At 73.0% G+C, this 13,511-nt stretch carries 10 protein-coding genes and 1 tRNA gene; 5 read left to right on the top strand and 6 right to left on the bottom strand.

The window, feature by feature from the left end; all coding sequences use genetic code 11:
• Nucleotides 1–29 precede the first annotated feature (29 nt).
• The 3 genes from F4692_RS06110 (at nt 30) to F4692_RS06100 (ending at nt 2,464) form a co-directional block, all read left to right on the top strand.
• A tRNA-Ser gene (locus tag F4692_RS06110) sits at nt 30–114 on the top strand.
• Between the two features lie 101 nt (nt 115–215).
• A complete protein-coding gene (locus F4692_RS06105) occupies nt 216–1,100 on the top strand; it encodes an AAA family ATPase (protein WP_179618689.1) in 885 nt (294 codons plus the stop codon).
• Nucleotides 1,097–2,464 (top strand): vWA domain-containing protein, encoded by a 1,368-nt coding sequence (locus tag F4692_RS06100; protein WP_179618688.1) that lies wholly within the window; start codon nt 1,097–1,099, stop codon nt 2,462–2,464. The genes F4692_RS06105 and F4692_RS06100 overlap by 4 nt, the downstream gene beginning before the upstream one ends.
• On the opposite strand, the gene F4692_RS06095 is transcribed toward F4692_RS06100, so the two are convergent.
• From F4692_RS06095 to F4692_RS06085, 3 genes are read right to left on the bottom strand one after another with little or no spacing between them, the layout of a single operon-like run.
• On the bottom strand, nt 2,461–3,786 hold the full coding sequence (locus F4692_RS06095; RefSeq protein WP_179618687.1) for a hypothetical protein: 1,326 nt from the start codon (nt 3,784–3,786) through the stop codon (nt 2,461–2,463). The two genes, F4692_RS06100 and F4692_RS06095, sit on opposite strands and share 4 nt — an antisense overlap.
• Entirely contained in the window at nt 3,786–4,724 is a 939-nt protein-coding gene (locus F4692_RS06090) for a hypothetical protein (RefSeq protein ID WP_179618686.1), read from the bottom strand. The genes F4692_RS06095 and F4692_RS06090 overlap by 1 nt, the downstream gene beginning before the upstream one ends.
• A 4-nt stretch (nt 4,725–4,728) precedes the next feature.
• On the bottom strand, nt 4,729–5,151 hold the full coding sequence (locus tag F4692_RS06085) for a hypothetical protein (protein ID WP_179618685.1): 423 nt from the start codon (nt 5,149–5,151) through the stop codon (nt 4,729–4,731).
• A gap of 179 nt (nt 5,152–5,330) precedes the next feature.
• On the opposite strand from F4692_RS06085, the gene F4692_RS06080 reads away from it, so the two are divergent.
• A complete protein-coding gene (locus F4692_RS06080; protein ID WP_179618684.1) occupies nt 5,331–6,848 on the top strand; it encodes a potassium/proton antiporter in 1,518 nt (505 codons plus the stop codon).
• 28 nt (nt 6,849–6,876) lie between these two features.
• Here F4692_RS06080 and F4692_RS06075 read toward each other — a convergent pair whose 3' ends face one another.
• Together F4692_RS06075 and F4692_RS06070 are read right to left on the bottom strand one after the other, a co-directional pair.
• Nucleotides 6,877–7,380 (bottom strand): LytR C-terminal domain-containing protein, encoded by a 504-nt coding sequence (locus F4692_RS06075; protein WP_179618683.1) that lies wholly within the window; start codon nt 7,378–7,380, stop codon nt 6,877–6,879.
• The gene (locus tag F4692_RS06070; protein WP_179618682.1) at nt 7,377–7,676 is read right to left on the bottom strand and encodes a type II toxin-antitoxin system VapB family antitoxin; all 300 of its coding nucleotides are present in this window, start codon (nt 7,674–7,676) and stop codon (nt 7,377–7,379) included. Before F4692_RS06070 ends, F4692_RS06075 begins: the two co-directional genes overlap by 4 nt.
• A gap of 69 nt (nt 7,677–7,745) precedes the next feature.
• Here F4692_RS06070 and F4692_RS06065 point away from each other — a divergent pair, with 69 nt between their 5' ends.
• Complete coding sequence (locus tag F4692_RS06065) at nt 7,746–9,335, top strand: helicase HerA-like domain-containing protein (RefSeq protein ID WP_179618681.1); 1,590 nt, start codon at nt 7,746–7,748, stop codon at nt 9,333–9,335.
• 143 nt (nt 9,336–9,478) lie between these two features.
• Here F4692_RS06065 and eccCa read toward each other — a convergent pair whose 3' ends face one another.
• Complete coding sequence (gene eccCa / locus F4692_RS06060; RefSeq protein WP_308645173.1) at nt 9,479–13,480, bottom strand: type VII secretion protein EccCa; 4,002 nt, start codon at nt 13,478–13,480, stop codon at nt 9,479–9,481.
• Nucleotides 13,481–13,511: the final 31 nt, after the last annotated feature.

The raw sequence follows: 13,511 nt of genomic DNA, 5'->3' as shown, positions 1-13,511 counted from the left end.
GCAGTGTGCGGCGCCCCGGCGTGGCACGAGGAGGGGTGCCGGAGCGGCCGATCGGAACCGCCTTGAAAGCGGTCGTAGGGAGACCTACCGCGGGTTCGAATCCCGCCCCCTCTGCTGAGGCCATCGCGCAGCGATGGCCTCAGCAGAGGCGTCCTGGAACCCGAGAGCGCGAGCGCAGCGAGCGCTGCGCCACCACGCCTCGTAGGCTCGCGGGCGTGACGACCTGGTTCGACTCCGCCGCCGACGCGACGGCCCGCCTCCAGTCCGCCGGCTACCTCACCGACGACGCGACGGCGCTCACGGCGTACCTCGCCGGCGCGCTCGGGAAGCCGCTGCTGGTCGAGGGCCCGGCGGGCGTCGGCAAGACCGAGCTCGCCAAGGCGGTGGCCCGGGCGACGGGCGCGGGCCTGGTCCGGCTGCAGTGCTACGAGGGCCTCGACGAGGCCCGCGCGCTCTACGAGTGGAACTACAAGAAGCAGCTGCTCCGGATCCAGGCCTCGCAGGCCAACTCTCGGGAGAGCGACACGGCGTGGAGCGAGACCCACGACGACATCTTCACCGAGGAGTTCCTCCTCACCCGTCCGCTGCTGACCGCGATCCGGCGCGACGAGCCGACTGTGCTGCTGATCGACGAGGTGGACAAGACCGACATCGAGGTCGAGGGCCTGCTGCTCGAGGTGCTGAGCGACTTCCAGGTCACGATCCCCGAGCTGGGCACGGTGACCGCCACGCGCCGTCCCTTCGTCGTGCTCACCTCCAACGCGTCGCGCGAGCTGTCCGAGGCGGTCAAGCGGCGCTGCCTGTTCCTGCCCCTCGACTACCCCGACGCCGAGCGCGAGCGCGCCATCGTCACCAGCCAGGTCCCCGGGCTCGAGGACGCCGTCGCCGCCCAGCTCGTCGACGCGGTCGTCCGGCTGCGCGAGCTCGAGCTCAAGAAGGCGCCGTCGATCGCCGAGTCGGTCGACTGGGCGCGCACGCTCGTCGCGCTGCAGGTGGGTGACCTCGACGAGGCGACCGTCGCGCGCACGCTGGGTGTCGTGCTCAAGCACGCCTCGGACCAGCAGCGGGCGATCAAGGAGCTCAAGCTGGCGGCACGATGAGCCTCCTCGACACCCACATCGGCTTCGTGGAGGCGCTGCGTGCCGCGGGTCTGTCGGTGTCGCTCGCCGAGGGCCTCGACGCCATCGGCGCGCTCGAGAAGGTGCGCTGGCACGACCGCGAGACCGTACGCGCGGCGTACGCAGCGACGCTCGTCAAGCGCCAGCCCCAGCGGGTGACCTTCGACGCGATCTTCGACATCTACTACCCGCGCCTGATCGGCAGCGGCGTCGCCGGCGACGGCCTGGCCCCGGGTGCCGAGGGGCCGCCGGACACCGGTCCGGAGCTCGAGCGGTTCCGCGAGGCGCTGGCCGAGGCCCTCGCGTCGGGCGACCAGCAGGCGCTGCAGGACCTCGCGGTGGAGGCGGTGGCCCGGTTCGGCGCGATGCCCGGTCGCGGGCCGGGGCTGTCGAGCTGGTCGGCGTACACCTCCCTGCAGCGGGTCTCGCCCTCCGAGCTCGTCGAGCGGCTCGTCCAGGGGCTGCTCGCCGCGGGCGTCGACGCCGAGGAGGCGCAGCGCCTCGCCGGGCGGCGGGTCGGCGTCTTCGCCCGGCTGGTCGAGGGCGACGCCCGGCGCCGGATCGCGGAGGAGAAGGGACCCGAGCACGTCGTCGGCGTGACCGTGCGACCGACCATCGACCGGCTCGACTTCACGGCCGCACGCCGCAGCGACCTGGACGAGATGCGGCGCGAGGTCTATCCCCTGGCCCGCCGGCTCGCGGCTCGGCTCACCAAGGAGCAGCACGCCCGGCGCCGGGGACCGCTCGACGTACGCCGGACCGTCCGCGCGTCGATGGCCACCGGCGGCGTGCCGCTGACCACCCACCACCGCCCGAGGCGCCCCCACCGCACGGACCTCGTCGTGCTGTGCGACGTGAGCGGGTCGGTCGCGAGCTTCGCGCAGTTCACGCTCCTGCTGGTCTACGCGCTGCGCGAGGCGTTCAGCGGCGTGCGGGCCTTCACCTTCGTCGACGACGTCGTCGAGGTCACCGACACGTTCCGGCCCGGCGCCGACGTCGTCGACGTGATGGAGCAGCTCGCCGCGAGCATCTCGCACGCCGCCCTGTGGGGTCGCACCAACTACGGCAGGGCGCTCACCCGGTTCGCCGAGGAGCACGGCGACGTCGTCGGTCCCCGGTCGTCCCTGCTGGTGCTGGGCGACGGCCGCTCGAACTACAGCGACCTCGCCCTACCCGTGCTGGCCGACCTGGCCGGGCGCGCGCGCCACGCGTGGTGGCTCAACCCCGAGCACGCGCGCCACTGGGGGACCGGCGACAGCGCCGCCGACCGCTACGGCGAGGTGGTGCCGATGGTCGAGTGCCGCAACCTCGCCCAGCTCGGCGAGTTCGTGCACGGGATCGTCTAGCCGGCGAGGTAGCCGAGGTCCTGCATGCGGCTGATCTCCGCACGCAGCTCGGGGTGCTCGGCGGTGTCCGCCGCCCGGGCCCCGGCGACGTAGAAGTCGGCGCCGTCGGCGTTGCTGCCGTCGAAGACGACCGTGAGCCGGTTGGCGGTCGCGGCGTTGATCAACGAGCCGAGCAGCGCGACCGGGTCGGAGCGGTCCTCGAGCGACAGCATGCGGGTGGCCTCGGGGATCCGCGGCACGAGCGCCGACGGGGCGCCCGCCGTGACGACCTGGTCGACGACGAAGCGGTCGGACGTCGCGGTCGCCGCGATCTCGGCGGCGATCGCGCCGCCGGACGCGGAGCCGACCAGCATGACGCGCGCGTCGTCGTCGGTGACGGCCTTCTCGATCGCCCGCACGACCTGGCTCGCCGAGGTGGTCGGGTCCGCGCCGACGAGGCGCAGGCGGCCGCCCTCGCCGCCCAGGTTGCCGGGGAGGTAGGCGATGTAGCGGCCGGCGCCCACGCGCTGGACGCTGATCCGCTGGTCCTCGGCGACGAGGTTGGCCATCAGCTCCTCGAGGGAGCGCGGGGCGGCGGCGCTGGACGTACCGGCCTCGGCCTCGGGCTCGTCGACCTCGACGAAGGAGCCCGCGGAGTCACGGAAGGCCGAGACCGCGTCGGTGGGGAACGGCTCGACGCCGATCGCGCGCAGCCCGCCGCGGGCGGCGTGGGCGCCCTGGTCGGAGGCGAGCACGCCCGCGGTGAGCAGCGAGCGCATGTGCAGCCCGTCGAGCAGGCCGCCGCCGCCGGACAGGTGGTCCATGAGGTCGGGGTTGTTCTCGGCGAGCTCGCTGAGGTAGGCGGTGACGCCGTCGCGGTCGAGCGTGTCGGTCTCGATGAGGCCGGCGCTGACGATGGCGCCGCCGAGGGCGACCTCGGGCGCGAGGTAGCCGATGGCGCGGCCCGCGATGGAGCCGAGCGTCTTGTAGGCCGCCTGCTGGAGCTCGTCGATCCAGCGGTAGGTCAGCACGGTCGCGCGCACGACGAGGGCGTCGGCGTCGAGCTCGACCGACCGCGTCAGCAGCCCGTGCTTGCCCGTGGTGGCGGCGCGGATGTCCTCCTCCGCCTGGCCCCACGTGGCCTTCGACAGCTCGCCCGAGTCGACGACGTCGTCGTCGCCCAGGATCTCGGTGCCGAGGCGTGCGCGGGTGCGCATCTCGTTGCCGGAGGAGTCGAAGAGGTCGGCCAGCGCGAGCATCTGGTCGTACTTGTCGGCGGCGACCGCGGCCGAGGACTCCTCGGGGGTCGCGGCGGCGCTGCGGGGGATCTCGAGGTCGCCCATCAGGCCACCGCCTCGTGGAACGTGACCTGCGCCAGCACGGGAGCGAGCTCGGTGGCGAGGTCGTCGGGGTCGACGAGGTGGACCGCGACCCGGGCGCCGTCGTCGTGGCGCGGGGTCAGGGAGTGCCACCCGTCCCGGAGCAGGACCCACGACACGACGCCGACCGACGTCGTGGCGCGTTCGGACACCTCTGCGGCCAGGATGCGCAGCCTGCCCCGGCTCTCGCTGTGGACGGCCGAGACGGCCGCCGCCGCCTCCGCGTCGCCGAGGGCCTCGCCGTCGGCGAGCACCGCTCCGTCGGACTGGCCGACGAGCACGGGCACGAGGTCTGAACGACCGGCGCGCAGCGCCTCGCCCACCGAGTCGGCGAGGGCGTACGGCACGTCCAGGTGGGCGGGCACGTGCGACCCCCCGAGGGGGAGGTCCTCGGGCGGGGACGTCACACGAGCGAGCTCGGTGGTCCACTGCTCGACCGGGAACCACGCGAGCTCGAAGACGATGCCGTCGCAGGTCGACAGGCTGGCCACGGCGCCGCCGGCCTGGCGGTGCCAGGCCTTGACCTGCGTGGAGCCGGCGGCGACGTCGATGTCGAGGGCCAGCCGGGGGGTGGCGAGGAGGCCGACGGCCCCCACCAGGCCGGGGTCGGCGCCGTCGTCGGTGACGAGGCCGCGGCGCCGGAGCGTGTCGGCGGGCTCGTGCAGGGTGCCGATGGCGTCGGTGTAGGCCGAGTCCTCGACCGAGCCGCGGCTCTGGCCGAGCCGGCCGGACAGCGACCCGGACCCCTCGGGGCCGCTCTCCTGCACGTCGAAGGGGAGCGGTGCACCCCCCGCGAGGTCGGCCACGAGGCGGAGCTCGGGGAGGGTGAGGGCGAGCCGGCGGGCCATGCCGTCGAGGAAGCTCGTCGGCTGCGGGGGCGGCGTGGTCAGGTCGATCGTCACCATGTCAGAGTCCCGGGAGCGTGACGGTCAGCCAGTCCTTGTGACCGGCTGGAGGGGGGTCGAAGGCCAGGAGCGCCGCGTCGGTCTCGTCGGGCGTCGCGCCCTCGCCGGCCTCGCTGGCGCGGGTGCGGGCGTCCTCGACCAGGGTCGTGGCCTTGTGCGCGCGGACGTCGATCGCCTCCTTGAGGGTGTCGACCTCGGCGAGGTGCCGGGCGAGCGAGTCGGCCGCGGTCTCGTGGTGGGCGGCGGCGGCGCGCAGGTGGCCGGCGCGCTCCTTGATCCGCTCGCGCATCGCGTCGGCGGCCTTGCCGTGCCACGGGACCGCCTCGGACTGCGACACCAGCCGGGCGGCGAGGGCACGGATGTCCCCGCTCTGCTCGCGCAACTGGGCGACGCGCTTGCGGCCCGCGGCGGTGTCGCCGTACATCGATCACACCCTTTCGTCCGGAGTCGCCTACCCCGCCAGGACCACTCCCAAACGTCCTGCGACGCTCTCGTGCTCCCCGGCTCGTGGGCGTGGGACGACGCCGGTCCGGCTCCCTCCCGCACCGATAGGATCGTGGCACACCGCTGACCCACCGACCAGACACCCAGACACGAGGTGGCATGACCTTCGACGCCCACCAGCTCGACGCGTTCGTGCTGGTCGGTGCGGTGGTGACGTTGGCCGCGATCCTCGCGGTCCGCGTCTCGGCGCGCGCGGGCCTCCCCTCGCTGCTGATCTACCTCTTCATCGGCGTGCTGCTGGGCGAGGGCGGGCCGTTCGGGATCCCGTTCGACGACGCGGAGCTCGCCCACGCGCTCGGCTTCGGCGCGCTGGCGATCATCCTGGCCGAGGGTGGCCTGACCACCGAGTGGCGTCAGATGCGCTCCAGCATCCGGCTCGGGCTCTCGCTCGCCACCGTGGGCGTGGCGGTGTCGGTGGCGGTGGTGGCCGTCGGCACCCACTACCTCCTGGGCCTGCCGTGGGAGCTGGCGATCCTGCTGGGCGCGATCTGCTCGCCCACCGACGCCGCGGCGGTGTTCTCGGTGCTGCGCGCGCTGCCGCTGCCCAGGCGGCTCACCGGGGCGCTCGAGGCCGAGTCCGGGCTCAACGACGCCCCGACCGTCGTCCTCGTCGGCATCATCTCCACCGGTGCGCTGGCCGGCTCGAGCGTCCTGGAGACCGCCGGCGTCATCGTCTTCGAGCTGCTCGCCGGGGCGCTGGTCGGCGCGGCCTGCGGCCTCGCGGGCGCCTGGGTCATGCGGCGCGCGGCGCTGCCGTCCTCGGGCCTCTACCCCCTCGCGGTCCTGTGCCTGGCGTTCACCGCGTACGGCGTCGCGGCGGCCGTGCACGCCTCGCCGTTCGCGGCGATCTACGTCGCGGCGCTGATCCTCGGCAACAGCGAGCTCCCGCACCGCGTCGCGACCCGGTCGTTCGCCGAGGGGGTCGCCTGGCTCGCCCAGATCGGGCTCTTCGTCATGCTGGGCCTGCTGCTCTCGCCGTCGCGCATCGACCTGCAGACGGTGGTGCAGGCGCTGGTCACCGGCCTCGTCCTGACGGTCCTCGCCCGGCCGCTCTCGGTGTTCGTCAGCAGCGTGGTCCAGCCGATGGCCTCGCGCGACCTCGCCTTCATCTCGTGGGCCGGCCTGCGCGGCGCGGTCCCCATCGTGCTCGCGACGATCCCCCTGGCCGAGGGCGTCGCGGGCGCCGACGACGTCTTCGACATCGTCTTCGTCATGGTCGTCGTCTACACGCTGCTCACCGGCCCGACCCTGCCGTGGGTAGCGCGCACGCTGGGGGTCGCCAGCCGGTCGCAGCCGCGAGGCCTCGACGTCGAGGCGGCGCCGCTCGACCGGGTCGCGGCCGACCTCCTGCAGGTCACGATCGCGCCGACGTCGAAGATGCACGGCGTCGAGGTGGGCGAGCTGCGGCTGCCCCGGGGCGCCTCGGTGTCCCTCGTCATCCGTGCGGGCGACGCGCTCGTGCCCGAGCGTCGCACCGTCCTGCGCCACGGCGACGACCTGCTCGTGGTCACCCCCCGAAAGCTGCGCGAGCCCACCGAGGACCGGCTGCGGCAGGTCTCGGAGAACGGCCGGCTCGCGCAGTGGCTCGGCGAGCCCGGCACGCGCGAGCGCGACTGACGGGCTCGGACCGGCCCGATCGGAAGCGTTACTCCGCCCCGGTCGCCTTGCAGAACGTGGCGTCGGCCTCGGCGACCACCGACTCGACCTGCTTCTTGCGGAGTGCCTGGAACTTCTCGCCGACCACGACCACGACACCCGGCCCGAGCGCGTCGCCCGGGACGACCTGGGCGCCCTTGAACTGCTGCTGGACCAGCTGCACGGCCGGGTTCGTCGGGTCGTCGGACCAGATCTGCGTCGACGCCGCGGGCTGGGGGGAGTCGCCGATGCCGCCGGAGACGAAGCCACGCTCCTCGAGCTGGGCGTCCGTGGCGCCGGCGAGGCCGCTGCGCCCACTGCCGTTGAAGACGCTCACCACGACCTGGTCGCGTCGCACCTCCGTGCCGGCGGTGACGGCGGTGTCCTCGCAGATCGGGACCGCCTCCTCCTCCGGGAACGGCTCGGTGAAGGCCGCCCAGCCCCAGAGCGTCGCGACGAGCACGATGGCCACCAGGCCACCGAGGGTGAGGGCCGTCCTCAGGCCGGCGGTCACGTCTGGTCCGCCTGGTGCACGCGGGCGTGCAGCACGCTGCGCTGCTGCAGCGCGGCCCGGAGCGCGCGGTGGAGGCCGTCCTCGAGGTAGAGGTCGCCGCGCCACTGCACGACGTGGGCGAACAGGTCGCCGTAGAAGGTCGAGTCCTCGTCGAGGAGGGTGTCGAGCTGCAGCGTGTCCTTCGTGGTCACCAGCTCGTCGAGGCGTACCTGCCGCGGGGGCAGGTCGGCCCAGGCGCGGGACGTCAGCCCGTGGTCGGGGTAGGGCCGGCCGAGGCCCACCCGCTTGAAGATCACGCCGGTGATCATAACGACGCCATCCGTGACCCCTCGTCCTCGTCTCCCGCCGTGACTAGGCTCGCGGGCATGAGCGAGCCTCCCGCCACGACCGCCCCGACCGACCCGATCTCGCAGGCCGTCGCCCCGGGCTACGCCTTCGAGGGGCCTGCCCTCGAGCTCGGCGGGCTGATGCTCGACGCGGACAACCTGGGCGACGTCCGGATCCGGATCCCGCTCGGCATGCTCAACCGCCACGGCCTCGTCGCCGGCGCCACGGGCACCGGCAAGACCAAGACCCTCCAGCTGCTGGCCGAGCAGCTCAGCGCCAACGGCGTGCCGGTCTTCGCGGCCGACATCAAGGGCGACCTGTCCGGCATCAGCGTCCCCGGCGAGCCCAGCGACAAGCTCACCGCCCGTACGGCGAGCGTCGGCCAGCAGTGGACGGCGACCGGCTTCCCGACGGAGTTCTACGCGATCGGCGGCGAGGGCGTCGGCGTACCCGTTCGCGTCACGATGAGCGCGTTCGGGCCCACCCTCCTCGCGAAGGTGCTCGGGCTCAACGAGACCCAGGAGTCCTCGCTCGGCCTCGTCTTCTACTACTGCGACAAGAACGGCCTGCCGCTGCTCGACCTGTCGGACCTGCGCGCGGTCCTGCAGTACCTCACCGGCGACGCGGCCGGGAAGGCCGAGCTCAAGACCATCGGAGGGCTCTCGCCCCAGACCGCCGGCGTCATCCTGCGCGAGCTCGTCGCCTTCGAGGCGCAGGGCGCCGACGTCTTCTTCGGCGAGCCCGAGTTCGAGACCAAGGAGTTCCTCCGCCTCACCGAGGACGGGCGCGGCGTGGTGAGCCTGCTGGAGCTGCCCAACCTCCAGGACCGGCCGGCCCTCTTCTCGACCTTCCTCATGTGGCTGCTCGCCGACCTCTTCCACGACCTGCCGGAGGAGGGCGACCTCGACAAGCCCAAGCTGGTCTTCTTCTTCGACGAGGCGCACCTGCTCTTCAACGACGCGTCCGATGCGTTCCTCGACCAGATCGCGCAGACCGTGCGCCTGATCCGGTCCAAGGGCGTCGGTGTCTTCTTCGTGACCCAGTCGCCGACCGACGTCCCCGACGAGGTCCTCGCGCAGCTCGGCTCGCGGGTGCAGCACCAGCTGCGCGCCCACACGCCCAACGACGCCAAGGCGCTCAAGGCGACCGTGAACACCTACCCCAACAGCGCCTACGACGACCTCGGGGCGGTCATCACCTCGCTCGGCATCGGCGAGGCGATCGTCACCGTGATGAACGAGCGCGGCGCGCCCACCCCCGTTGCCTGGACCCGCCTGCGGGCACCCGAGTCGCTGATGGACGCCGCCCCGACGGCCGACATGGAGGCGGCCGTGAAGGCGTCCCCGCTCACCGCGAAGTACGCCGAGGCGATCGACCGCGAGTCCGCCCGCGAGCTCCTCGCCAAGAAGCTCGAGGAGGGCGCCCGCAAGGCCGCGGAGGACGCGCGCGTCAAGGAGATGGCGCGCGAGCAGAAGAACGAGCGCGTCACCGAGAAGTCGCGGCAGAGGGCCGAGAAGGAGCAGGACTCGATGATGGAGACCGTCGTGAAGTCCACCGCCTTCAAGGACTTCATGCGCACCGCGGCCCGCGAGATCGCGCGGGGGATGTTCAAGAGCGGCCGCCGCTGACGTCGTGCCCCTGGAGTCACCGGATGTCCGGCGGAAGCAGGGAACCCGGGAATGTGGCCCACGCACCGCCCGTACGCCCGAGCGGTGCGTGAGGCACGTTCCGAGGTCGCAGAACCTGCCTCACGCACCACCCGAGCGGCGGATCACATCGTCGGCTCGAGCCACGCCAGCTGCGTGGTCTGCGTACCGCCGTCGCGGGTGACGACGCGGGCGCGGCCCTCGGGCGCGGGCTGCGGGCGCAGGTTGCCGATCAGGACGCCCTCGTCGCGCGGGCCCGACAGCATGACGCCGGGCATCGCGAGGTCACGCAGCGACTGGATGACGGGCTCGTAGAGCGCGCGCGAGGCACCACCCGTACGCCGCGCCACGACGACGTGCAGCCCCACGTCGCGTGCCTGCGCCATCAGCGGTTGGAGCGACGACACCGGCGACGACTGGGCCGTGGCCACGAGGTCGTAATCGTCCACCACGACGAACACCTCCGCACCCGTCCACCACGACCGGCTGCGCAGCTGGTCGGGCGTCACGTCGGGGCCCGGGATGCGGCCCTCGAGGTAGCTCGCGATGTCCTTCAGCGTCGGCGTCGCCTGGGTGGCCGAGGTGAGGTAGTTGAGGAGGTACTCGTCCGGCACCTCGCCCAGCATCGAGCGCCGGTAGTCGACCAGGACGATCTGGGCCTCCTTCGGCGTGCGGGTCCGCATGATCTCGTGGACGTACGCCCGCAGCAGGGCGCTCTTGCCCGACTGCCCGTCGCCGAAGATCAGCATGTGCGGCTCGGCGTCGACGTCGAGGCCGACCGGCGCGAGCTCCTTCTCGTTGATGCCGAGCAGGACGTGCTTCTCCGGCATCCTGCGACGCACGGCGTCCTCGCGGATCGCCTCGAGCGTGACCATCTCCGGCAGCAGTCGCAGCTTGGGGCCCTGGGGGCCCTTCCACGCCGCGGCCATCCGGTCGATGAGGTCGTCGACGCCGTCACCGAGGGTGTCGGGGTTGCCGTCGCCGTCGATGCGGGGCAGCGCGCCGAGGAAGTGCAGCTTGGACGGGACGAGGCCGCGACCGGGACGACCGACCGGCACCAGCGCGGCGACCTTGCGGTCCACCTCGGAGTCGAGCGGGTCGCCGAGGCGCAGCTCGAGCTTGGAGCCGAACACGTCGCGCATCGCGGCGCGGTAGTCGGCCCACCGGGTCGACGCGGTGACGATGTGGAGGCCGAACGTCAGGCCGCGGGCGGCCAGCTGCTGGATCTCCATCTCGAGGTCGTCGAACTCGGCGCGCAGGGTGCTCCACCCGTCGATGACGAGGAAGACGTCGCCCCAGCCGTCGTCCGCGCGGCCCTGCGTGCGGCGCGAGCGGTAGGTCTCGATCGAGTCGATGCCGTTCTCGCGGAAGTAGGCCTCGCGGCGGTCGACGATGCCCTCGACCTCCGCCATCACGCGGCGTACGACGTCGGGCTCGGAGCGCGTGGCGACGCCGGAGACGTGCGGCAGCCGGGTCAGCGGCGCGAACGTGCCGCCACCGAAGTCGAGCACGAAGAACTGCGACTCCATCGGGGTCGTCACGAGCGCCATGCTCGTGACGATGCTGCGCAGGAGCGTGCTCTTGCCCGAGCGCGGACCGCCGACGACGGCGACGTGGCCGGCGGCGCCGGTGAGGTTGAGCGTCATCGTGTCGCGGCGCTGCTCGCGCGGGCGGTCGACCGTGCCGAGCGGGATGACCAGGCCGGGCACGTTGCGCCACTGCGGCGAGGTGAGGCCGAGGTCGGGGCTCTCGACGAGGTCGGGCATCAGCTCGTCGAGGGTGTCCGGCACGTCGAGCGGCGGCAGCCACACCTGGTGCGCCTCGGGGCCCTTGCCGATCATCCGCTGCACGGCGATGTCGAGCAGCGACGGCTGCTCGCCCTGCTGCTGCGGCTGCGGGGTCGCGACCTCCTGCACGTCGTCGGCGATCGGCTCGAGCGCCTGCACCTCGGAGATCGTGAACGGCAGGATGCCGCGGATGCCGCCGCCCTCGTCGCGGGTGACGCGGGTACGGCTCGACGGGGGGCCGGAGACGTACGCCGCCTTGAAGCGCAGCAGCGTGGACTGGTCGGGCTTGAGGTAGCCGAGGCCGGGCACGGCGGGCAGCTCGTAGGCGTCCGGGACGCCCAGCACCGCGCGCGACTCACCGGCCGAGAAGGTGCGCAGGCCGACGCGGTAGGACAGGTGGGACTCCAGCCCGCGCAGGCGCCCCTCCTCGAGCCGCTGCGAGGCGAGCAGCAGGTGCAGGCCGAGCGAGCGCCCGAGGCGGCCGATGGCGACGAAGAGGTCGATGAACTCGGGCTTCGCCGACAGCATCTCGGAAAACTCGTCGACGACGATGAACAGCGAGGGCATCGGCTCGAGCGGCTCGCCGTTGGCGCGGGCCTTCTCGTAGTCGCGCACCGAGGCGTAGTTGCCCGCGTCGCGCAGGAGCTCCTGGCGGCGCGTCATCTCGCCGGACAGGGCGTCCTGCATGCGGTCGACGAGGGTGAGCTCGTTGGCGAGGTTGGTGATGACGGCGGACACGTGCGGCATGTCGGCCATGCCGGCGAACGTCGCACCACCCTTGAAGTCGACGAGGACCAGGTTGAGCTGCTCGGACGAGTGGGTCATCACCAGGCCGAGGACGAGGGTCCGGAGGAACTCCGACTTGCCGGAGCCGGTCGCGCCGATCACCAGGCCGTGCGGGCCCATGCCCTGCTGGGCGGACTCCTTGATGTCGAGGTGGATCAGCCCACCGGAGTCGCCGATGCCGATGGGCACGCGCAGCCGGTCGCGGGCGGGCCGCGGACGCCAGGCGGTCGCCGGGTTGTAGGCGAAGATGTCGCCGAGGCCGAGCAGGTCCATGTGGTCCGGCGTGGTCGACGTGATGTCGACGGCGCCGCCGGCCGACGAGGACTCGGCGCTCGCGGTCTTCAGCGGCGCGATGCGGCGGGCGAACGCCTCCGCGGTCGCGATGTCGCACTGGTCGGCCAGTGCCTTGACGGGCTCGCCGCGCAGCCGCAGCGCGCTGACCGGGTGCTTGCCGAGCTCGTCGGGCGCGTCGGCGAACTCCAGGCGCAGGCGGGTGGAGTCCTCGAGCTCGTCCCACCGGCTCGGCAGGTCGAGCAGGGTGACGCCGTGCAGGCCGTCCGGCGGGACGATGTGGTTGCCCGGCGGCAGGTGGCCGCCGTCGATGACGAGGAGGATGTGCGGCGTCGCGGCCCGCTCGTCGGCGCCGAAGCGGGGGCGGTCACTCAGGTCGGGCGGCAGCAGGTTGCCGAGGTCGTCGAGCGACGTCGAGACGAGGCGCATCGGGCCGACGGCGTCGACCTCGCGCGTGCTCTGGGCGTGGGGGAGCCACTTCACCCAGTCCCAGTGCATGAGGTTCTGCTCGGAGCTGAGGACCGCGACGATGAGCTGGTCGGGGTTCTGGAACGCCGTCGCGGAGCAGATCATCGCGCGGGCGGTCGAGCGGACCTCCTCGGCGTCCCCGCACAGCTCGATGCGGTCGAAGGCGCGCAGGTCGATCGAGGCCGGCAGGTTGGGCTGGAGGCGGTGCACGACGAGGAGCCGGTGCAGCGCCGACGCGGCGGCCGGGTCGACCTGGTCGACGGGCGCGCTCTCCGGCGGCACGAGCTCGAGGGACAGCGGCTGCGAGCACAGGCCGTACCGCACGTGCAGGAAGTTGTCGTCGGTGCCGGTGTGCTCCCACAGGCGGGTGCGGTCCTCGGCGAGGGAGGGGAGGGCCGACGGCTCGGGGTGGTGCCAGTTCAGCGCCCGGCGCTGCTGGTCGGCCGCCTCGCGGGCGACCTTGCGGATGTTGCTGAGGTAGCGGAGGTACTCCGTCCGCGAGCCGGTGACCTGCTGCGCGCGCTGCTTACGCTGCCGGTCGATCTGCACGATGATGAACCCGAGGGTCGCGAAGAGGAACATGCCCGCGGCGAGGAAGCTGCGGCTCTTGTTGGCGCCGCCCATCGTCGCGACCAGCACGATCGAGCCCAGGCTGCCGAGCATCGGGATGGCGTTCATCAGGACGCCGCCGGCGCCCTCGCCCTCCTGCAGCTCCGGCGGCGGCTGCAGGACGATCTGCCCGCCGGGCATCTCCGGCTCGTCGAGCCTCTGTCCGCCTCGCAGTGTCGTGCTCACGCGTCCCCCGTTGCCTCACCTGATGAAGTCG

The sequence above is a fragment of the Nocardioides cavernae genome (assembly GCF_013410035.1).
GTDB lineage: Bacteria > Actinomycetota > Actinomycetes > Propionibacteriales > Nocardioidaceae > Nocardioides > Nocardioides cavernae_A.
Note: the sequence above shows the minus strand (reverse complement) of the source record. Positions and strands in the feature narration are given on the sequence as shown.

What these genes read in the sequence shown, in the direction of transcription:
- F4692_RS06080 (WP_179618684.1), top strand. Translation starts at nt 5,331, where the DNA reads ATGACCTTCGACGCCCACCAGCTCGACGCGTTCGTGCTGGTCGGTGCG.
- F4692_RS06095 (WP_179618687.1), bottom strand. Translation starts at nt 3,786, where the DNA reads ATGGGCGACCTCGAGATCCCCCGCAGCGCCGCCGCGACCCCCGAGGAG.
- F4692_RS06085 (WP_179618685.1), bottom strand. Translation starts at nt 5,151, where the DNA reads ATGTACGGCGACACCGCCGCGGGCCGCAAGCGCGTCGCCCAGTTGCGC.
- F4692_RS06065 (WP_179618681.1), top strand. Translation starts at nt 7,746, where the DNA reads ATGAGCGAGCCTCCCGCCACGACCGCCCCGACCGACCCGATCTCGCAG.
- F4692_RS06100 (WP_179618688.1), top strand. Translation starts at nt 1,097, where the DNA reads ATGAGCCTCCTCGACACCCACATCGGCTTCGTGGAGGCGCTGCGTGCC.